22 protein-coding genes are annotated in these 21,566 nt (G+C 38.2%); 5 read left to right on the top strand and 17 right to left on the bottom strand.

All coding sequences use genetic code 11. The features are described from left to right. Window positions 1–10: 10 nt before the first annotated feature. From paaC to paaA, 3 genes are read right to left on the bottom strand one after another with little or no spacing between them, the layout of a single operon-like run. Window positions 11–766 (bottom strand): 1,2-phenylacetyl-CoA epoxidase subunit PaaC, encoded by a 756-nt coding sequence (gene paaC, locus JGE69_RS03145; RefSeq protein ID WP_199112248.1) that lies wholly within the window; start codon window positions 764–766, stop codon window positions 11–13. Between the two features lie 12 nt (window positions 767–778). Then, window positions 779–1,069, bottom strand: a complete 291-nt coding sequence (paaB, locus tag JGE69_RS03140) for a 1,2-phenylacetyl-CoA epoxidase subunit PaaB (protein ID WP_000389648.1) — start codon at window positions 1,067–1,069, stop codon at window positions 779–781. A 32-nt stretch (window positions 1,070–1,101) separates the two neighbouring features. Next, window positions 1,102–2,040: a 1,2-phenylacetyl-CoA epoxidase subunit PaaA gene (paaA, locus tag JGE69_RS03135; protein WP_000431130.1), complete on the bottom strand. Its 939-nt coding sequence runs from the start codon at window positions 2,038–2,040 to the stop codon at window positions 1,102–1,104. A 264-nt stretch (window positions 2,041–2,304) separates the two neighbouring features. On the opposite strand from paaA, the gene paaZ reads away from it, so the two are divergent. After that, window positions 2,305–4,407: a phenylacetic acid degradation bifunctional protein PaaZ gene (gene paaZ / locus JGE69_RS03130; protein ID WP_002133253.1), complete on the top strand. Its 2,103-nt coding sequence runs from the start codon at window positions 2,305–2,307 to the stop codon at window positions 4,405–4,407. Between the two features lie 43 nt (window positions 4,408–4,450). Here the strand turns inward: paaZ and JGE69_RS03125 are convergent, their stop codons facing one another. Then, a complete protein-coding gene (locus JGE69_RS03125) occupies window positions 4,451–5,830 on the bottom strand; it encodes an L-serine ammonia-lyase (RefSeq protein WP_199112246.1) in 1,380 nt (459 codons plus the stop codon). 470 nt (window positions 5,831–6,300) lie between these two features. On the opposite strand from JGE69_RS03125, the gene JGE69_RS03120 reads away from it, so the two are divergent. Next, window positions 6,301–6,924, top strand: coding sequence for a hypothetical protein (locus tag JGE69_RS03120; RefSeq protein ID WP_199112245.1), 624 nt, complete (start codon window positions 6,301–6,303; stop codon window positions 6,922–6,924). 70 nt (window positions 6,925–6,994) lie between these two features. Here JGE69_RS03120 and JGE69_RS03115 read toward each other — a convergent pair whose 3' ends face one another. From JGE69_RS03115 to JGE69_RS03105, 3 genes are all read right to left on the bottom strand, one after another. Continuing rightward, the gene (locus JGE69_RS03115; RefSeq protein ID WP_199112244.1) at window positions 6,995–7,429 is read right to left on the bottom strand and encodes an I78 family peptidase inhibitor; all 435 of its coding nucleotides are present in this window, start codon (window positions 7,427–7,429) and stop codon (window positions 6,995–6,997) included. A gap of 163 nt (window positions 7,430–7,592) precedes the next feature. Further along, window positions 7,593–8,057 carry a redox-sensitive transcriptional activator SoxR gene (soxR, locus tag JGE69_RS03110; protein WP_199112243.1) on the bottom strand — a complete coding sequence of 155 codons (465 nt, stop codon included), beginning with the start codon at window positions 8,055–8,057 and terminating at the stop codon, window positions 7,593–7,595. A gap of 202 nt (window positions 8,058–8,259) precedes the next feature. Next, complete coding sequence (locus tag JGE69_RS03105; RefSeq protein WP_005070027.1) at window positions 8,260–8,553, bottom strand: hypothetical protein; 294 nt, start codon at window positions 8,551–8,553, stop codon at window positions 8,260–8,262. 454 nt (window positions 8,554–9,007) lie between these two features. Between JGE69_RS03105 and JGE69_RS03100 the strand changes: the two genes are divergently transcribed. Continuing rightward, entirely contained in the window at window positions 9,008–9,667 is a 660-nt protein-coding gene (locus JGE69_RS03100; protein ID WP_005070032.1) for an epoxyqueuosine reductase QueH, read from the top strand. A 274-nt stretch (window positions 9,668–9,941) separates the two neighbouring features. Here the strand turns inward: JGE69_RS03100 and JGE69_RS03095 are convergent, their stop codons facing one another. Beyond that, window positions 9,942–11,417 (bottom strand): PLP-dependent aminotransferase family protein, encoded by a 1,476-nt coding sequence (locus tag JGE69_RS03095; protein ID WP_199112242.1) that lies wholly within the window; start codon window positions 11,415–11,417, stop codon window positions 9,942–9,944. Window positions 11,418–11,529: 112 nt separating this feature from the next. Between JGE69_RS03095 and JGE69_RS03090 the strand changes: the two genes are divergently transcribed. Continuing rightward, on the top strand, window positions 11,530–11,985 hold the full coding sequence (locus JGE69_RS03090) for a GNAT family N-acetyltransferase (protein WP_199112241.1): 456 nt from the start codon (window positions 11,530–11,532) through the stop codon (window positions 11,983–11,985). 38 nt (window positions 11,986–12,023) lie between these two features. On the opposite strand, the gene JGE69_RS03085 is transcribed toward JGE69_RS03090, so the two are convergent. The 4 genes from JGE69_RS03085 to JGE69_RS03070 form a co-directional block, all read right to left on the bottom strand. Further along, complete coding sequence (locus JGE69_RS03085; protein ID WP_199112239.1) at window positions 12,024–13,181, bottom strand: winged helix-turn-helix domain-containing protein; 1,158 nt, start codon at window positions 13,179–13,181, stop codon at window positions 12,024–12,026. A 129-nt stretch (window positions 13,182–13,310) separates the two neighbouring features. Beyond that, a complete protein-coding gene (locus JGE69_RS03080) occupies window positions 13,311–14,492 on the bottom strand; it encodes a cyanate transporter (RefSeq protein ID WP_199112238.1) in 1,182 nt (393 codons plus the stop codon). Continuing rightward, window positions 14,492–14,974 (bottom strand): nucleoside deaminase, encoded by a 483-nt coding sequence (locus JGE69_RS03075; protein ID WP_161281987.1) that lies wholly within the window; start codon window positions 14,972–14,974, stop codon window positions 14,492–14,494. The genes JGE69_RS03080 and JGE69_RS03075 overlap by 1 nt, the downstream gene beginning before the upstream one ends. Before the next feature lie 16 nt (window positions 14,975–14,990). Then, complete coding sequence (locus JGE69_RS03070) at window positions 14,991–15,659, bottom strand: ankyrin repeat domain-containing protein (RefSeq protein ID WP_199112237.1); 669 nt, start codon at window positions 15,657–15,659, stop codon at window positions 14,991–14,993. A 146-nt stretch (window positions 15,660–15,805) separates the two neighbouring features. On the opposite strand from JGE69_RS03070, the gene JGE69_RS03065 reads away from it, so the two are divergent. Beyond that, window positions 15,806–16,663, top strand: a complete 858-nt coding sequence (locus JGE69_RS03065; RefSeq protein WP_199112236.1) for a LysR family transcriptional regulator — start codon at window positions 15,806–15,808, stop codon at window positions 16,661–16,663. Here the strand turns inward: JGE69_RS03065 and JGE69_RS03060 are convergent. The 5 genes from JGE69_RS03060 to tssA are packed head-to-tail and all read right to left on the bottom strand — an operon-like array spanning window position 16,660 to window position 21,556. Next, a complete protein-coding gene (locus tag JGE69_RS03060) occupies window positions 16,660–17,613 on the bottom strand; it encodes a M15 family metallopeptidase (protein WP_057086159.1) in 954 nt (317 codons plus the stop codon). The two genes, JGE69_RS03065 and JGE69_RS03060, sit on opposite strands and share 4 nt — an antisense overlap. 7 nt (window positions 17,614–17,620) lie before the next feature. Next, window positions 17,621–18,244: a hypothetical protein gene (locus tag JGE69_RS03055; RefSeq protein ID WP_199112235.1), complete on the bottom strand. Its 624-nt coding sequence runs from the start codon at window positions 18,242–18,244 to the stop codon at window positions 17,621–17,623. Window positions 18,245–18,256: 12 nt separating this feature from the next. Next, window positions 18,257–19,063, bottom strand: coding sequence for a type IVB secretion system protein IcmH/DotU (gene icmH, locus JGE69_RS03050; RefSeq protein WP_199112234.1), 807 nt, complete (start codon window positions 19,061–19,063; stop codon window positions 18,257–18,259). A 17-nt stretch (window positions 19,064–19,080) separates the two neighbouring features. Then, window positions 19,081–20,445: a type VI secretion system baseplate subunit TssK gene (tssK, locus tag JGE69_RS03045; protein ID WP_014206368.1), complete on the bottom strand. Its 1,365-nt coding sequence runs from the start codon at window positions 20,443–20,445 to the stop codon at window positions 19,081–19,083. A gap of 16 nt (window positions 20,446–20,461) precedes the next feature. Then, complete coding sequence (tssA, locus tag JGE69_RS03040; protein WP_199112233.1) at window positions 20,462–21,556, bottom strand: type VI secretion system protein TssA; 1,095 nt, start codon at window positions 21,554–21,556, stop codon at window positions 20,462–20,464. Window positions 21,557–21,566: the final 10 nt, after the last annotated feature.

Raw genomic sequence — 21,566 nt, 5'->3', positions numbered from 1 at the left:
CCTCCTTGTCTTACCAGGTCATGCCCGGATAAGTTCTTTGAATACATTGCATTTCAGCCAACAAATAACCCAAATGCTCGGTATGCAATCCTTGTTTCGCACCACGGCGATAAGCACCGTTCACAGCAACATTTAATTCAAAACGCTTAAGTTCATCTGCAATGGTTTGGTTCCATTGCTCTTTTTCATTTGAAAAATCTGGAATCACGCCTTGTGCAACTAGTGCTTGTTCGTCTGCACTCAGTTCAAATAACTCAGCGGTAAAGCGCCATAAATTATTTAATCCGTCTTGTACACGTTGATGCGCTTCATCTGTGCTTAAACTTAAACGCTCCATCCAGCTTGTCGAAAAGCGGATGTGATACTTCACTTCTTTTAAAGATTTCACAGCAAGCGCACTTAATTCAGGAAGTGAGCTTTGTGTTAAAGCAGTAAATAAATGAAGATGGTAATGGTCCATCAACCACTGGCGTACAATCGTTTGTGCAAAGTCACTATTCGGTTGTTCGCACAACAAGAGGTTTAAAAACTCACGCTCAGTACGGAAATACGCAAGCTGGTCTTCATCACGCTTAGCTTCATCATATTGACCAGCCAAAGTCAGAAAGTTTCTTGCTTGACCTAACAAGTCCAAGCCGATATTTGCTAAGGCAATATCAATTTCTAGCTCAGGTGCATGCCCGCACCATTCAGCCAAACGCTGAGATAAAACCAGTTGGCTGTCGCCAATATGTAATAAAAATTTAGATAAAACTGAATGATTCATTTGCCATTCCCCTTACATGTGCTCAATGCCGTCTGGGATATGGTAAAAAGTCGGATGACGATAAACCTTGTCTAGAGAAGGATCGAAAAATTCAGCTTTTTCATCTGGCTGTGATGACTTAATCAGTTCTGAACGAACCACCCAAATGCTAATTCCTTCGTTACGGCGCGTATAAACATCACGAGCATGTTGCAATGCGATTTCATCATCCGGTGCTCTTAAGCTGCCTACATGACGGTGGCTTAAGCCTTGTTTACTACGTACAAATACTTCGTAGAGCGACCAGTTGTTTTTATCTTCCATTTTGATTTCCTCAAATTTTTCCATAAATCTTGTTAAGCCACTTTGTTCGCTTCAAGCTGCTGTTTTTTCGCGTAGACCACTGCTGCATCACGAACCCATTTGCCGTTTTCCCATGCTTTACGGCGTGCTTCGATACGCTCGTGATTACATGGTCCACGTCCGGCAATTACTTCATTAAATTCGTGCCAGTCAATCTCGCCAAACTCATAGTGGCCTGTTTCTTCATTGAACTTTAAATCTGGGTCCGGTACTTCCAAGCCAAGTTGCTGTACTTGTGGCACGGTGTTATCGACAAATTTTTGACGTAATTCATCGTTACTAAAGCGTTTGATTTTCCACGCCATGCTTTGTGCGCTGTTTGGAGAATGCTCATCACTTGGACCAAACATCATCAGTGCTGGCCACCAAAAGCGATTTACCGCATCTTGTGCCATCTGTTTTTGTTCTGGCGTACCGTTCGCCAAAGCCATCATCGCTTCAAAACCTTGACGTTGATGGAAACTTTCTTCTTTACAAATACGTACCATTGCACGTGCATATGGCCCATATGAAGTACGGCAAAGCGCAACTTGATTCACAATGGCTGCCCCATCGACAAGCCAACCAATTGCAGCGACATCCGCCCAAGTCAAAGTTGGATAGTTAAAGATTGATGAGTATTTCATTTTCCCATTAATCAATTTTTCCATCATGTCATCACGGTCAGCACCTAAGGTTTCTGCCGCACTGTACAAATACAAACCATGACCTGCTTCATCTTGTACTTTCGCGAGTAAAACCGCTTTACGTTTTAAAGTTGGCGCACGAGTAATCCAGTTTCCTTCAGGCAACATACCTACAATTTCAGAATGGCCATGTTGCCCGATTTGACGAATCAATGTTTTGCGATAGGCATCGGGCATTTGATCCTTAGCCTCGATCGTAATTTCATTGGCAATATTTTGTTCAAATTTCTGGTAATTGTTTTCCATTCTTTCATTCCCTGTAGGCATCACCCTTGAATCTATTTTTCGATACACTAAAAACAAAGTCAATCACTTTTTTAGTATCAAATTAAATCCAATCAATAAACAAGAAATAAATATTTGAAATTAATAAATATTAATTAAAAACAAAAAATATTTTTACGTTTACAAATCAAAATAAAGTTGACTTTTAGACAAATTAATCTGAAATTATGAATCATATTTTTGCAATTTTCATAATTGATGTATCAAATAAAAAGGAGTTTGGTCATGCTTGAACAAGCACACCTAGAAGGAACCTCAACTGACACAGATTTTCAGCAGTCTGAGCATCAACTGCCTCATCTTGCTTCTTATGTCTATGGAACATGGCATTCGTCTGACGAAGAATTACGTACCGTTTATCATGCCATTACAGGTGAATCGATTTATGCCGTAAGTAGTCATGGCATAGATATGAAACGTGTTGTTCAGTATGCCAAACAGAATGGTTCAGAACTGGCTAACTGGACGTTTCACCAACGTGCCAATGCATTAAAACAAATTGCCCAACATTTACTTGAACGTAAGGAAGACTTCTACAAACTTGCTTATGCGACAGGCGCAACTCGTAAAGATGCGTGGATTGATATTGAAGGTGGGATCCAGACATTATTTGCTTATTCAAGTCTGGTTCGCCGTGAACTCAATGATGAAAAAATTATTACTGAAGATAGCTGGATTCAATTATCTAAAAATGGGACTTTCGGCGCTAAACACATTTTAAGTCCTAAAGCAGGTGTTGCTGTTCATATTAATGCTTTTAACTTCCCAATTTGGGGAATGCTTGAAAAGATTGCACCGACGCTACTTGCAGGCGTGCCATGTATTGTGAAACCAGCAACCGATGGTGCCCAATTAACTCAAGCAGTTGTAAAAGCCATTGAGGAAACACATGTCTTACCAAAAGGCGCACTACAACTCATTTGCGGTCAGACTTATGACCTGTTAGAACAGTTAGGTCCACAAGACTGTGTGACCTTTACAGGTTCTGCCTACACAGGCCAAAAACTACGTAACCACCCTCACCTCAATAAATATTCGATTCCATTTAGTATGGAAGCCGACTCGGTAAACAGTGCAATTTTAAGCCCTGAGGCAAATGAAGAAACTGTCGATTTATTTGTGCGTGAAGTCTTCCGTGAAATGACTACCAAAGCAGGCCAAAAATGTACTGCAATTCGTCGTGCATTTGTTCCTGAAAACTTGTTAGCGACTGTGCAAGAAAAGCTAACTGCCAAACTTGCTAAAGTTGTGGTGGGCGACCCTCAAAAAGAAGAAACCACCATGGGTGCTTTAGCGAGCATTAAACAAAAACATGACGTTGCAGAAAAGGTTGCCGAACTCAGCAAAGATGCAAAAATTGTTTTTGGTGGCAACGATAGCTTTACATTTAATGCAGATCATCCTGAAAAAGGTGCTTTTTTCGCTCCAACTTTATTGGTGTGCGAACAGCCTTTACAAGCGACGAATGTTCATACCACGGAAGCTTTCGGTCCGGTATGTACACTCATGCCATATCAAAACATTGAAGAACTAGCTGACCTTGTTTCACGTGGTGAAGGTAGCTTAGTGGCTTCTGTCGTTAAAAATAACGATGAGAATATTGAGCAGATTATTCAAAAAATTGCGCCTTGGCATGGACGTGTGCATGTACTCGATGCAGAATCGGCAAAAGAAAGTACAGGACATGGTTCACCACTTCCACATTTAGTACACGGCGGCCCTGGCCGTGCAGGTGGCGGTGAAGAGTTAGGTGGTATTCGCGCGGTTAAACATTATATGCAGCGCACTGCAATTCAAGGCTCTCCAAACAGTCTGACACAAATTACCCACTCATGGACTGCTGGCTCAAAAGTTAATGAAGACCGCGTACATCCATTTAAAAAGTCTTTTGATGAGTTAGTGATTGGTGAACGTTTATTAACAGCGCGCCGTACAGTCACCGAGGCAGATATTGTCAATTTCGCGTGTTTAAGCGGTGACTACTTCTATGCACATACCGACAAAATTGCAGCTGCCGAGTCTTTCTTTGGTGAACGTGTGGCACATGGATATTTCATTGTGTCTGCCGCAGCAGGTCTATTTGTAGATGCAGCACAAGGTCCTGTGATTGCCAATTATGGTATGGACAACTTACGTTTTGTTGAACCGGTTAAAATTGGTGACTCAATCCAAGTTGAACTCACCTGTAAGCAAAAAACACCTAAACCACAAAAAGACCCGTCTCAACCTGCGCATGGCGTTGTGGTATGGGATATTAAAGTCAAAAACCAACGCGGTGAACTTGTCGCAACTTACGACATTTTAACTTTAGTTGCTCGCGAGGCTTAATGTTTAAAATGAGATGGGGTCACCTCGTCCCCATCTCATTTTTTTAACACTCAATGGCGTTAACAGCGAGACCACCTTTTGAAGTCTCTTTATATTTCTCAGACATATCTTTACCTGTTTCCCTCATAGTCTGAATGACGTTATCTAGTGTGACAAAGTGTTCATCGTCATCATGAAGTGCCATTTGGGCTGCATTAATGGCTTTTACAGCTGCAATTGCATTTCGTTCAATGCAAGGCACCTGAACCAAACCACCAATCGGGTCACACGTTAAACCTAAATTATGTTCAAGCCCAATTTCAGCCGCATGTTCCACCTGTTCAGGCGATGCTCCTAAAATCTCGGCTAAACCCGCCGAAGCCATTGCACATGCCGAACCGACTTCACCCTGACACCCTACTTCTGCACCAGAAATAGAAGCATTGAGTTTACATAAAATGCCAACGGCTGCCGCACTTAAAAAGAAACGAACCACTTTATCTTCGGAAAAGTCTTTAGAGAAAGTCACGTAGTAATATAAAACTGCCGGAATAATCCCTGCTGCCCCATTTGTAGGTGCCGTCACTACTCGACCGCCAGCAGCATTTTCTTCATTTACCGCTAAGGCAAATAAATTGACCCATTCCATCGCATGAAAGGTCGTCACAATCAGGTTTGAGTTTTTCTTATTTAATAACTTATCGTGAATTTTTTTAGCCCGACGTTTTACGTTTAATCCGCCCGGTAATATGCCTTCATTAATTAATCCGTTGTGAATACATTGCTGCATCACTTTCCAGATTTCCATAATCTTGCTACGAATCTCAGCTTCACTCCGCCAGCTTTTTTCATTTTCAAGCATTAACTCGCTCACTGATAAATGATGAGTTCTACATAAGCTTAAAAGTTCAGCCGCACTGTGAAATGGATATGGAACTTTAACGTCGTTGGTTTCAGTGTGGGTGTGTGTTAATTGTCTTTGGCTAACAATAAAGCCACCACCAACCGAATAGTAAGTTTCTGCATATAAAATTTCTTGAGCCTCTTTATACGCAATCAGTTCCATTGCATTGGGGTGATAAGGCAAAGATTCATCTAAAAAAAGCACATCATGCTTATAGTCAAAAGAAATAGTTTTTTGCTGATTAAGCTGGATGGCTTTATTTTCAAGAACATCTTCAATCAAGCTTGTACTTACTTGAGTATCAATATGTTCAGGGTCAAAACCCATTAAACCTAATAGAACAGCCTTGTCTGTCGCATGACCGACACCCGTTGCCGACAGCGAACCGTATAACTTCACCTGAACTCTAGCTGTTGCTTGTAAATCGTTTTGCTTCAATAAATCATCCACAAAACTGTATGCCGCTCGCATGGGTCCAACTGTATGGGAGCTAGATGGACCGATGCCAATTTTAAAAAGATCAAATACACTAATAAACACGTGGTCCTACCTTCGATTCATTATTATTCGTATGTTCGTCATTATTGTGTCCTTTCGGATAGCTCTAAAATTATCATTAAGCCAAGTACAAATCACGAATAACTCTTCGGCAGTAGCACAAAAAGACAACGGTTGAACAATCACTATAAATAACTTTGTTCACAGCCATAACTTTTCTAGTTTTTATTAACAAATATAAATGTATTAGCGCCCCCTTCCTTAAAATAAGTACAGGAAGTTGTACAAATAAAAAACTACAAATATTAGCCATTAGTCGCACCTCCCTATTTTTATTCATTTTTGCTGGTAAAGTGCTTTACATGGTTTGATACAACCTACTTAACTCAGATGCATAATTCACCTGTTCTTGCATCTGATGTTTTTCTGCCTCTAGTCCGCTAGGGGCTTTTTTTATTATTGATTTAAATACTGATATATTAAATTTCTAGAGATAATTAAAGACAAGAAAAATGGATCGAGTTTTCAAATTAAGTATTTTAAGTTGCCCTATTTTATTATTAAGTGGTTGTATTGGTTGTTATAACCCGACAGGCTGTAACCGTGATGATTCGCCTTATTTCTATACAAAACAAATAACTCAAGTCAAAGGTGTAACGGTTCCTGTTGGAACAAAACTGGTTTACAAATCTCAAAAGTCCAAACAAAAAGATGAGCAAACTGCACCACTTAAAGAAGAACATATAACAGGAATAAAGCTACCAAAAGATACCGCTATACTTTGGGGAGGAATGCCCACCAATCATCTCCTTCAGTTTGCTAATCCTGAAATGCAAGGATTTACAGCCTACCGAGCACAAGAAGCTCCAGCTGTATATTCCAATCAATTTTTAAAACTCTGGAAAGAATGTGATAGTGATTTAGATATCTCGATCAAAAATAAAAATGACTGGAGCTTTAACCCTGCAAATATGAAAATTATTGGATGCGGAATTAACTATCAAGAAAGAGCTTCATACAACACCAACAATCCAAGCCAAGACAAAGTGGATATTTTTCTCATCAAAATTAATCAGGCTTTACAGAAGCTGCCACAACAAAAAGAGTATCCTGTCATTCACTATGCCGAAAATTAAAATAGAAAAAGCCCACATTTCTGCAGACTCTTTTCTTTAAAATTTGATTTACCAAACTTTAATTAACATATTAACCACAGGTTGCTTGAGTAATTTTCTTAGAAGCAGGATCAATAGTAACTGTAACTCGGTTTGTACGATAATCCATAGTCATTGGTTGACCTGGAGCCACTTTGCGCACAATTTCTGATTTAGTTTTTTGTTTAATTTGATCATCAGTAAGGCCAGATTGACCCACTAATTTTTGAGCTTCTCCTGCTACACAGTTCGCTTGGTTATCACGGAATAATTTCCATTCTTCCACGACTTGGCCATTTGGTAAGTGACAATACCCAACCTGACCATTTGCTTCATTTCTAATTTCTAATTTCCCGCCTTGTTCAACACAATATTGACTAGCTGGGTTTGGTGAACCAATTTTTGGTGGAGTTGGATCTTTATGTTGTACAGATGAACAAGCCGTTAACGAAACAAGCGCTAAACCAAGAAAGATAATTTTTTTCATAAATTTTTGCTTCTTAATAAAAAAACTAAAGATATCAAAAAAATTCATGTTTCATGTGTCTTGTTTACAATAAAAAACTCACTTGGAAGTTCTATTCACCATTTCTTTAATTGATTGGAATTTAAGATTTTCCTTTCTAAAAATAATTATCAAAATATTGCGATCATGGCCTTTCCAAAATTCGTGGTCCAGATCCCTCTTGCCCCAAAACATCTTCTGGATTTCTTAAAGGGCATTGCTCTAGTGATAAGCAACCACAACCAATACACCAGTCCATTTCATCCCGTAACCTCGTTAATTTTTGAATACGGTCATCCAGATCTTTTCGCCAATGGCTTGATAACTCTTTCCACTGTTTAGCTGTTAATTTGTTCCCCATAGGATATGCGCTAAGAGCCTCTTTAATTTCATTTAAAGGAATTCCTACTCTTTGAGCAACTTTAATAATCGCAATATATCTTAAAACGATTAATGGAAAGCGACGCTGATTACCATTGGTTCTTATACTTTTTATCAGCCCCTTCGCCTCATAAAAATGTAGGGTCGAGACAGGTACTCCACTCCTTTTTGCAACTTCCCCCACAGTCAAAACTCGACTAGAGTCAGCTTTTTTATTTTCACTTATCATGCTTAACCTCAACTTTACTCGAGGTTTATAAAAGAGCATCTTTACTTTGTCAAATAAAAATCCAAACACCTTAACTGCTAAAAACCACTTTTATGAGCTTATCGCTCTTAACTTTTCTATAAAAGCTGAAAAAATAAATTTGATACGATTATTAATTCAATTAAATTTATAAAATGAGCTGCTGACATTTAAATTTAAGAAATTAATTTTGTAGAGTACATGGACACCCGCAAACCCAAAACATGTTGTAAACGAAAGGCATTGGTGCTCCTAATGGATAGACCTTAGCTTGTTCGATTTTATAAGTTTTTTTACGTGACTCAATGTGAAGTATATTATCGTAGCGAGCAACTACAATTCCCTTTTTATATAATTTTTTCCGTTCATTCTTTGCATCAAATTTATATACCAAAAAGTAAACTTTTTCTCCTACGCTGATCTTTGAATGATTAACCATAATGTAACCATTACAATACTTACATTGCCAATCTTTCATATCTCAAATAATCACACACTTAAATTTAAAAACACATCGAATTTTATAGTATAGATTTATTAAAGCTACAAATCTAAAGAAATATTTTAATTGAAAAAATAAGGTTTATTTGTGACACGCATCACAATAAAAACATAAAAAATTTAAAATTATATCTAGAAACATCAATTACTTACCTAGCTGTTTTTTAATATTATTATTTTAAAAAATATTAAATTTATCTATATTTTATATTACTATATAATATTTCGATTAATAAATCCAAAAGTGCCTATATAAATAATTTTAATATTTAATAATCTAATTATTTCATTATATTCAACTAAACCACAAATAAAGTAATAAATAAATTTCAAGATATTAAATTAATTTCATGTTTAATTGAAAATAATTCAGTTCACATTATACAAAATAAAAATATATAATTATTAGAATTGCAATTTAATTTTTTATTATGTCAACTCAACGTTTAAAATTAGAACTCCCATCTGGACATGATCAGTTATTACTTCATTCTTGCTGTGCTCCTTGTTCAGGAGAAGTTATGGAAGCATTAATTGATTCTGGAATTAAATTTTCAATATTTTTTTATAATCCCAATATTCATCCGGTAAAAGAATATCTCATCCGTAAGGAAGAAAATATTCGTTTTGCAGAAAAGCATAATATTCCATTTATCGATGCAGATTATGATACGGATAACTGGTTTGCTCGAGCTAAAGGTATGGAAGATGAACCAGAACGCGGTATTCGTTGTACCATGTGTTTCGATATGCGTTTCGAGCGAACTGCCCTTTACGCACATGAACACGGCTTTAGTCTCATCAGTAGTTCGTTAGGAATTTCTCGTTGGAAAAATATGGCTCAAATTAATGATTGCGGAATTCGGGCAGCATCCAATTATCCGGATATTCAATATTGGGATTATAACTGGCGAAAAAATGGTGGCTCTAGTCGAATGATTGAAATCAGTAAGCGAGAGGAATTCTACCAACAGGAATATTGTGGCTGTGTATATTCTTTACGTGACACCAATCGCTGGCGTATGAGTAATGGTCGAGACCGAATTAAACTAGGTGTTAAGTTTTATAGTAATGCCATGGAAGAAGATTAAATCCTATTCTCCTTAAAAAATTAATTCATTCTAAGCTATATTTATTCCTAATAAAAAAAGGCCACATCTGGAGAATGTGGCCAAAAGGTGTACTGTACTAAGCTTTGATATTATTAGAATAATAAAGTTAGCTTAAAATAAGATTAATAAATCTTTTAAATTTAAATTTTTTAAAATTTCATCAAAATATTAAAATCGAATAAATATTTTGCCCTTCTCATTAAAAATAAAATCACTCTAAAATTCATATATAATTTTGAAAAGTTTAGCTATTTTACTTTTTGATACTGATGGCTAGTCTCTTAATATTTTCCACCATTTCCTCAGGTTGATGTGCAGCATAGCCCAACAGAACTGCTGCTTTTTTCGACTCAAGTTGACAATATCTTGATAGAGGCTGAATCTCCAAATCCAATGCCGAGCAATGAGAAATAAACTCCTGCTCAGTCCATGATGCTTTTAACCAACATATAAGATGAATGCCTGAATCTGTTGGCTGAACATCGAGTACATCTGAAAGGTATTCATTAATAGCGTTAATCAATACTTGTTGACGCTCATCGCATGCTTTTCGAACTTTACGTACATGTCGAGCATAGTGGCCTTGTTGAATGAATAAAGCTAAAGCGACCTGCTCTAAATATGAACTTCGTACATCAGTATAGTATTTAGCTGCACTAAAGGTTTCAATTAATGCTTCAGGTACAACCATGAACCCTAAACGAAACTCTGGAAACATCATCTTGGTAAAAGTGCCAGAATAAATGACTCTTTGCTGCTGATCTAAACCTTGTAGTGCTTGAATTGGGTGAGTGCCATAGCGAAACTCACTATTATAATCGTCTTCAAAAATCCATTTTTCTTGTTTGTTTGCCCAATCTAATAAAGCAAAACGGCGAGCTAAACTTAAAGTTCCCCCTAAAGGAAACTGATGTGAAGGTGCTGTATAGACCAGTTTGCTTTTGAAGTAATGATCAGTAATGTCAGAAATTTGCATTCCCTCCTCATCACTCTCGATCAAATTTATCTGCGCACCAAAACTTCGAAAAATCTTAAAAGCTGCATCATATCCCGGCTCATCCAAACAGACTTCATCATTTGCTTGAAGTAAGGCATAGGCCGTTAAATGAATAGCTTGCTGCGTTCCGTTTACGATAATAATCTGCTCTTCGTTGCAGTTCAGGCCTCGAGTGGAGCGAACATATTCAGAAATTGCCTGACGCAAAGGTAGATAGCCACGTGGGTCGTAAAATTGACCAAGCTGATAATACGACTGCCGCCAAGCTTGTGTTAATAACTTGCCCCAAAGTTGATGAGGAAATAAATCAATACAACCTACCCCTACATGAAACATCTTTTTCTTTTTACTTAACCATGACTGCTTGCGCCATGAATCCAATAAAGTTTCAAGATTTGGATTAATATTTAAGGAACGATGAGTATTTTTAGACGTTTCTTTTGAATTTTTTTGAACATGTATTAACTGATCTGGCACAACCTCAGCAACATAGGTACCCGAACTTGGTTTGGTAAATAAATATCCCTCATCCAGTAATCGTTCAAGAGCCGCCAATACAGAATTTCTTGAAATTGACATCATCTCTGCCAAAGCACGACTTGAGGGTAATTTTATTCCGGCAGTCAGTCTTCCATCTAAAATGGCATCACGCAAAGCCGTATATAGTCCATCTTTAATCTGGCCTTTTGGCAAAATTAAATGTGGAAAAGATGCAGAAATCGGAGCTGCCATATTAAAACTGGTACTGTGAAAAATATCAAAAGTGTATCTTATAAAAATACCACTATCAAAACTACACTCTAGTTGTCGATTTTTTATTACTTTAAAACAGAGTGTAATTATTATGCAAAATCAAGGTCTTCAAATCGTTCCTGTTCAGCAGCAAGATTATTCACAATGGGAAAAATATTGGCTTGCTTACCAAAATTTTTATCAAGTGAATTTACCCCTTCATGTCACAAAAGTAACATGGGAACGTTTCTTCGATGAAAATGAACCTGTGTACTGTGCCGTTGCTAAACAAGGTGAGCAGGTTTTAGGAATTGTGCATTATGTTATTCATCGTTCAACATGGGCAAAAAATAATTACTGTTATCTAGAAGACCTTTATGTTTCACCTGAAGTTCGTGGACAACACATTGGTAAGCAACTCATTGAATATGTGCAGAAGCAAGCAATCAAACACAACTGTGACCGTTTATATTGGCATACTCAAGAAACCAATGTAACAGCGCAAAAGCTTTATGACTGGATTGCACAAAAACCAGGAATTATTGAATATCGTATGCCTTTGAACTAAAAAAGTGAAAACATCAAAAGCGGGAGTGCTTTTGGTGTCTAAATTTTAGTACGAATACGCTTAATCACTTTGTCATTAATAGTTGAGCATTGATTAAACGCAGCAAAACGCTTGAGCTCTTGTTCCAGTTCGAAGAAGAAGAGCTCCTTATTTTTTACTGTTTTTTCCAGATGTAGGCTAATCACTTCTAATTCTTTGATAGAACGATGCGCTTTACAATCTACTCGGCCTACTAACTCGTCTTGATATAGGATCGGCAAACAAAAATAACCATATATTCGTTTAGCCGCTGGTACATAGCATTCAATGCGGTAATCAAATTCAAATAAGGAAGCTAGACGGTCACGATGAATAAGAGAATTATCAAAAGGTGAAAGTATTTTTAAACCGAACTCAGTATTAAACTTTTGTTCTAATGCAGCGACCTCCACATATAGCATTTGACCTTTCTCAAGCTTAATTGCTGATACAACACCTGCATCAATATGTTCTTTCAGAACGACACGCATAGTTTCTTTTAAATCATTTTTCTTTAGATGAACTAATTGTTTCCATGTAAATGCACCATGTGCTCGAAGCGTATTATTAAATAAATACTGCGCATATTCATAAAGCGTAGGCATACTTAAATCAATATTTTCAGGCAAGCAGCGCTCGGTCAAATCAAAGACCTTTTCCATTCCGTTGCGCTCACAGATCATCAGGTCACCCTGCATATATAACTGCTCAAAAGCACGACGGCCTGGTCCGGTATTCCACCAGTTTCCCAAACTCTTTTTATTATTTTTATCAATATCACGTAGACGAATTTTTCCTTCAGCACGAACACGCGCCAAAATTTCATTCATAAGGTGTTGATCACCTCTATTGAAATAACGGCTTTCTCCGTTCCTGACAGACATCATGGCAGGCAATGCATAACGATAATCTTTCATAGGAAGATAAGACGCTGCATGATACCAATATTCAAAAATCTGCCGCTCACCAACCAAACTATTGAGATGACTTAACTCATAATCAGGTACTCGGCTCCACAATATATGGTGATGAGCTCGCTCTACAACCGATATGGTATCAATCTGCACATATCCTAAATGCTCAATAGCCTGTAAAGTTCCATCCACGCCTTTTGCAAATCGACTGGTTTTTCCTAAGCCTTGATTAAATAAAGTGAGCTGTTTCAAAGAAGAAGTCATAGAAATCAAATATTGTTGTATTCATTTAGAAGCTGAAATTTTCAGTACTATCGTATCACTATTTCCTCATTTGCTTGTGATTTAGAATCGGTAATTCTTTATAAAAAGAATCTCGACTAACTCAACATTTTACAGACTCATCTTAAAATAACTTTTAGGAGCTAATCTAATCACTAAAACAACGACTAATATCACACTGGCTAAATGAAAAAGCCATCCTGCTTTATAAGCCCCCGTAAGATCATGCAAAATCGCAATAATCCACGGCGGGATTGCTGCCAGTAAAAAACCACCACCCTGCATCAATGCAGATAAAACCCCTGCATGAATCGGATCATCAAAATGGTCTAATGCAACGATAAGCGTTAACGCAAAACACCCTCCCAAACCTACGCCCAAACAAATTGCCCAAAGTATAGAGGCAAAATCAGGCATAAAAGCCATTCCAGAGAAACCGACTAGCTGCATTGCTAACGTAAACCATAACCATGGACGTCGATCTTTATATTTCCTAGCTAAAACAGGCAAAATGAGCGCTGAAGCTGCTTGGCTCAAGGCCAGCAAAGCGAGTAATTTTCCACTTTGTGCTGCACTCCAACCCTGATCTTGAAAAGAAGGTGCCAACCACGCTACCACTGACGAGTAGCCACCATTTACAAGTCCAAAGCACATCATTAATAACCATGTTCGAGGTTGATTTAACAACTTGCGTACAGGCGCATGATGAATGGATGAACTAACTTTTATAGGTAAAAAGACAAGCGCCAATATAAATGCAAATAAAGCTGGAATGGTAAAAAAAGCTAGGCCAATCGACCAGACACCCGTTATATTTGAAATTATGGGAGCTAACCATGCACCTAGTGCACCTCCTCCCATGAGCATAGCCGAATAAAGCCCCATCATCGGCCCAATGAATTGGCTAAATTCTCGTTTAATCATGCCGGGAAAAGCCGCTTGTATCATCGCAACTCCGAATCCAATTACTATTGCACTAAGAATTAATCCTTCGGATGTAGGCAATAAAAATCGGATAGCACATCCTCCACAAATGGCCAGCAATGCACCAAGAATAGCGCTTCGTTCACCGATCAGGTTCTGCAATATTGGGCCAACAAATGCAACAATCCCCATAAGCATCATCGGTAGCAAAGTAAGTAGTGCTATCCCTTGTAAGCTTAAACCAGTAGCTGTTCGAATATTGGCAATCAATGGTCCAATACTTGTTATAAATGGTCTTAAATTAAGGCCAACTAAAGCCACAGTTACAATGAGCATCGGCTGAGTCAAAAAAGCTCCAGACTGCTTCATTATTTTGAGCCTGAATGATTGGCTTGATAATTCTTCCAATGCACATAAAGATCAGTGCGGTTTTCAACTCTGATCGGTATATATTGAATTTTCATTGATTGCTCAGCAAAGGGCTTGGCAAGCTCAATATATATTTCAGCTGTAGACAAACCAAATGGTGTTCCATCTTCATTAGAATAAGCATAGCTCACCGACTTTATACCAGTTAAACGCATTGCAGCCATACACATTGGGCATGGATGTCCACTTGCATACACAGAACAGCCTTCTAGGTTGGCAGATCCTAAAACTTGACTGGCTGCACGAATCGCCAGTAATTCAGCATGTGCGGTTGGATCATTCGTTACCAGAATCTGATTTACGCCTGAAGCAATAATTTCTCCATCCTTTACAACCACAGCACCAAATGGCCTGCCACCTTTTTCGATATTGTTATAAGCAAGCTCAATCGCCTTACGTAAAAACTGTTCACCTTTTTCCATCACATACTCTCACTTTCTATTTTGCACCAGCTGCAAGAAGTCTTTTTTCAATTTCACGGTATCCTCGTGACCGCGCATGGTGTAAGGGAGTTATGCCGTCTTTATCAGCCAAGTTCGGATCAGCACTTGCCTTTAATAAAAGCTCTACAATGTGTTGATATTTGGGTTCTCCATCTCCCAAAATGATGGCCTCAAGTAATGCTGTCCACCCCAAATTATTCACATGATTAACATCTACACCGGCCGCAATTAATGTACGGACTGTTTCAACATGGCCTCGTTCCGCTGCTGGAATTAGCGCCGTTCCACCGTAACGGTTAATACTTTTTAAATCGGCACCATGCATGAGTGTCATTCTTAGAATTTTTAAATATCCCTGTGCACCAGCATATAAATATGGACTGTCTTGAATATTGTCTTTTGCATTTACATCCGCACCAGCCTCTATCAGCATATGAGCAGCATGTATATTATTTGCTCTTGTAGCGACCATCAAAGCAGTTGAACCTGTTTCATCTCGCTCATCAATTAAAGCTTTTTGAGATAAAATCTGTTTGATAGATTGTGTGTCATTATTTATCACTGCCTGATGTAAAGGATACTCACCCATTGCATTCGTCATATTTGTAAAACCCGAAGCCCCTAATGCGACAATCAGATTCATCCATATTAGTGACTTACGCATGGTGGCCTCCAATAGAAATTTTTGGCTAAACATTTTATAAATAGAATAAAGACCACCAAAAGTATTTGGAAATTAAATTATTTAATCGATAGTATTAAGATTATAAATACTTATCTTGTTGGCTTTTTAGTGTGGCGGTACCTAATATGTTTGATCCTCGCCTTTTACGTGCTTTCGTCACTATTTTTGAAACTGGCGGTTTTACCGCAGCTGCCGAACGATTACACCTGACTCAATCAACAGTTAGTCAGCAGTTAGCACGACTTGAAGAATCTGTCGGTCATGCCCTTATAGATCGGACAGCAAGACCTTTCAAATTGACGGCATCTGGAGAATATCTAATTGGTTATGCGCAAAGGATTTTGACACTTCAACAAGAAGCTGAAGCGCTACTTAAAGATCCAGCAGGAAGTATTCCCATTCGTATTGGTTTACCAGAAGATATGATGAGTCAAGCAATGGCCGAAGTTTTTGGTATATTTGCCAAAGAGCATCGTTCCATTCGTTTAGACGTAACCTCTGGCTTGAGTCGCAACTTAACAGAACGTTATCGGAATGGTGAGTTCGATATTATTATTGTCAAAGAACCTGCGGCCAGTGCTGATCACCACGCTACATTCCCAGAAGAAATGGCATGGTTTGAAAGTGAGAATTCAACAACTGCATGGTCTGATCCCATAAGTTTAGTGACCTTTCCTCAAGGCGGACTTTATCGGGACGAAATGTTCGCAACCTTAGAGCGCGAACGGCGACGTTGGTATATTGCCTTTACGGGTAGTAGTCTAGAAAGCGTGTTAGTCAGTGTTGAAACAGGATTAGGATTATCTTTATTGCCTGTAGCTACGACCAACGGACGTAGAATACGTCGATATGATTCATTAGGAGCTGTGCCTCCTATGGCCGTTTCAATTTACACATGGGAAAAAGCTGGGATAATTTCCCAGCTTGTAGATAAAATGACGACTGTTTTAGAAGAACGTTTTCAATCCTCAATCAATATTTAACTTATATCATTCGAACTTTCAGCAATCAGTTTTTCTGCCATTTCTTGAGTTTTTCTTAAGCCCGGCATACGGAACTCGGTATGCCCATAATCTTGGATAGATTTCCAACGTCCACCCCAAGTTAAACCAACCGATTCAGCGACTTGCCCATATAACCGATAGCCTTGCATTGCCCACGGATCTCGCTCAGAAATAACCACTTTTCCATTTCGTTTAAATGCTACATCAGCAGCTAAACCAAATTGGTGATAGCTTTGATAACCTCTCGCTCTAGTCGTGTTAGGATTGCCCGCCAACATATTCTGACGTGCTGGGCTACGATAGCCTTCCAATAGAACCAACTCATAACCGTACTGTTCTTTCATGATTTTAAAGACCATGAGTAAACGCTGTTTATATCGTGGGTTCATTTTGTCCCATTTACGATCAACTAAATTTGTATCCAAAATAGCTCGACCATCGAAACTGGTGTTATCAATCGGTGAAGAATTAATAGCGCCACTATTTTGAGACGAATATTGCTGCTCTAACTGCGTGGCCTCAACAATTGCGGCTTCAATTAAGCTTTCATCTACTTCTGGTGGTGGTGATAATATTTCACCATTTAAAAGTGCATAAATTTGAGGATCTGTTTTTTTCAGATATTCAGCTTCAATTCGGGTTGAACTAATCGGACGAGTAAAAGCAAAAACTAATATACTGGCAAACAAAAAAAAGCCTGCAATTACAATCCACCATTGCTGTAAATGCCAATGAGATTGTAATTTTTCAGGAGCAGCTGCCTGATTCATGGTTTGAGCAAATTGTTTAACCTGATTAAGCTGTTTACGCCCTTGGGGCAGTAATGACAAAACAAAATCTTTGCTTCTACTCCTTAGTTCATAAGACATTAAAAACGCTAAACCAATTGCCAAACATGTAAAGCAAAAGAAAATGAGAAAGATCATCATCAGTTCATTAATTCACGGCAAAAGGACTTCGTGTAATTTTAATATCTACCGATGCCTTAGGTGGCTCAACCTCAGGTTCTGCTTCGGCTGGAGCTTTACTCTCAACTACGGGTTTAGTCTGCACCACTTGTTGCTGCTGCGGCTTACTTACAGGCTTTTGCTGAGCTGGCTGTATTTTAGGTTGAACCGTTTTAGCTGCACTCGTCTGTAGTTGAGGCACAACCTGAACTTTCTTTTCACCTGTTAGCTGTTCATCAAATGGTGAAACTCGTTGTTCATTCGTAGTAACAGGTTTATGTGGAACAGGTTTAAAAATATTGCTTAACTCATTATCTTTTGGCTGTTCAAAGCCATCACGACTCATTGAGTCCGTCTCGTTGTCTTGACTTACAGCAACCTGATTTTGTTCATCTGAAGAATGCACAACATCTTGATTTAAAACTTGCTCTTCCGTTGATTTACTCTCAATTGCTGTTGATTCTGGCGAATTCGGTTGAGACAAGAACAGGAATAGCGAGATGCTGACAAACACCCCTGCAATCACACCAATCACAATATAAAGTACTGGTGATTTCGGCTTTTTTTTATTCGATTGTAAAACTCGAATAGAAGTTGGTTTTTCCTGAGCCATTTCGTTCCATCATCAAGGTAAATAAATTGTAATATGTGCTTGCTCTTGAGGAGCAGAAATCACATTTTGATAGTTAGATAATGCTTTATCATTTTGACTGTTGAGCATAAATCTTAAGCCTGCAAAGGTAAGTAATGCAAAAATCAATAAAAAGATCAAAATCCAAAAGAAAGGTACTTCGCGATGAATAATATTTCGTATTTGATCGGGAATTGCCGAGAACGGCGAAAACGCAACTTTTTTCCCTTTTAAATAGTCAATTTCATCACCCACTCTTGATACGAGGTGGTTGAGACTTTCAATAGATTCAATTCGGTACTTCCCCTGAAAACCGAGCAAAAGGCAGTAATGAAATACTTCTAAAGCGGCTAGACGTTCTTTTCCACGACTTCGCAATTGCTCTAAAATTTCAAAGAAACGATACCCCGCTAACTGAGAACCAAACAAGCTCAATTGCAATGGGCTAATTAACCAAGCATTTTGCAAATTAAAATAGCTTGGGTCTTGTTGCGTTACGATAGTTTCATCAATCAAAGCACAAAATGCATATTTCGCATCATGAATATCATCAGCTGAAAATTGCAACTTTTTAGCTTGTTGCTCAAATTGATTGAGTAAATTTAAGATTTTTTCACGAAACTGCTGAGCGTCTGCCGGCACATACTGATTTCGAATCAAAAAAACCAAATAAAAGCCATCATGCAATAAATCAATAAGATTGATTGCCTGTAGTTTTGCTTGAGACTGGCTATTATTATTCCCACCCGTTCCAATTTGCCCATCGTCAAATAAAGAAGGAGCACCTGTGGATTGTGACATTTTTCTCTCCTTTACCGTTAAGCGTTCATAACCGCAATCAGTTCAATACTGATATCTTGGAATCCAGCTGGAACATAAATACAAATCGTCTCTGAGTCTAACATGCGCTGGTATAATTCATGATGTGGTTCAACTTCAAAATAGCTCACACCAGAACGTACAGGGATCGCGGTTGGAACCTGAATCAAGTGATGCAATGGAATTGCAGGTAATGCAGCAACTACACGTTGCTCTACATCTAAAGTACTACCAATCTTGAATCGTAAAGGTACAATCTGGATCAACTCATGTGTCTGCATTGCACTACTTGATACTGCAATATAAAGTCGAGTGTCTCGAGTAATCTTATCGGTCTCAAGACTTCCCACCCAATATGAAGGGCGGATTTCTTTAAGTGCAATACTGATGTAACGGCTCGAAATAATTGTATCGAGTAAATCACGTAGAATTGTGTCTAACTGCGAAAAACTTTCTTGTAAATTATGGTGTTTATAGGCAGGCAACTGATCAACATCATACGCCGTCGAGAAGGTTAATAAAGAACCTGCTAAACGTAACAATTCGAAGAACAACCGTTCTGGATGGATCTGTGGATATTGCACAAAATGATTCAGGCCAGCATGAGCTGTATTTAAGGCATTTACTAACCAGAATGAAACGATATCACCTGAACGGAATTCAATTAACTTCTGTTCATTTTCTCGGTTATTGTTTTGAATCGTCTTAATTTTTGCCTTAATAACGTTCAGTGTTCTTTTTAAGTTTGAAATGAGTGATTCTGAGGCATCCACGTGCAAAATTGGCGGAATAAACTTTCGATCAATTTCAAAAGCGCCAGAGCTTTGACGCTTAATCTTTCCAATCGGCAGATATAAGAAACCATCTAGATTGTGGTCTGGATTACTATGTACATCTAATAATTTAAAAACAGCACGGCGGCGTAGCAAACTAATATCTGCTTCGGTAGCATTCGTAAATAGATCATGCGTTTCGACAAGGTGAGATTGATATCTACCCTTTTGCGCTTGGTTTTGATCAATTAGATTTTGCTTATTTGCTTGTAAAAGTGGCAATGCTAAATAGATTAGCATCTCACCACGTAAATTAAGATCGTCTAATAAAATTGGTTCAGGCAATAGATCATATGCAGGTGCCTGATAAATTTCACCGTCTTGCCAGATCATCTCTACAGACTCAAGAGCAAGAATATGCGTACTCAACTGAGCTTCATCGAAACTTAACTTTTGAATGCCATACGAAAAAGGCACAACTGCGCGAACTGTATGATTTAGGCGTTGTTCATGATACGTATCTTGAATTTGGAAATGTTGAGGTCTTAAAAATAAACCTTCGCCCCACAGGACTTTTTCAGCTTTAAACATATGTCTTTACCAATCTTTATTCATATTCATTTTTAGGCTGCACACCTAACATTTCCTGAACCATTTGTAATGGATGCTCATCTTTGATGACTTGCGCTAACCATTCATGTAATGGCATTTGACTCCATTTAATCGTTTTTTGAAGCATATAGCTCACAGGGCTATGCGGTTCATTTGCTTGGAAGTAATCGGCAATCTCTTGCAGCACTTTCATTGCTTGTTCACGGTTCGCCAAGTGCGTTTGTGCTTGAGGCTGAAAAGCTGGCTGATCCGAAACAACTTGTACAGGCACTTGATTTTCCATAGATGAACTCGTGATAACAGTAGCCTGTTCTTGGATTGGGGCAAGCCCAGTACCAAAAGCTTCTGCTTTATAAATCTTACGTAATGTGCTGTGAATGGTCTCAAATGCCGAATCAATAGCAGCAAAACTCGGCGAATCTAATCCCATTAAATGATCAAGAGTCTGTTTTAAAACATCCCACTCGGTTAAGACTGAACAAAAATCTTGATAATTAGAATATTGAAAAGTTTTAGAAGTATTAAAAATGGCTTGGTCGAATTGCTCTAATTCAGATGGTCCCGACTGGCTGTCATACTCTTCAGTTTGTTTACGGCGAACATTTTCGTGATATAGAAAATTATCGTAATCAAGCAAATTATAATAAGGAGCCGTATTAGTTAAAGAAACTTTCTTTAACAACATCGGAAGTTGATTAATTAAACCCTGTAATAAACCAATGCGTTGATCTAAGTCATCATCTTCAATAACAGGGTGAATTTCCTGCCAGTATTGATTCAGCATGGTATGGCTTAAAGTTAAACCTTTAGCCATACCTTCAAAACCATAAAGATGAGTCCAAGCCTCTAAGAGCCAAGTTAATAGACGGATATCTTTTGTTTTATCTTTTAGCAAAACACTTGTGTTCTTTGCTACAAAGTCCCAATCGGCTTGTTTGCGCTCAGCAACCCAATCACCTTGATCTAGTAATAGATCATCTTGTGTCTTCGCTTTTTTTATTTCATGAAATTCATTAGAAAACGAAAAGTCATCACCACAAGGTAAACTATCACTAATGGGTTCGAGTAGTTCAGAAATATCAATATTCATCTAATTTTAG

Source organism: Acinetobacter sp. C13 (assembly GCF_016809775.1).
Classification (GTDB): domain Bacteria; phylum Pseudomonadota; class Gammaproteobacteria; order Pseudomonadales; family Moraxellaceae; genus Acinetobacter; species Acinetobacter pittii.
Note: the sequence above shows the minus strand (reverse complement) of the source record. Positions and strands in the feature narration are given on the sequence as shown.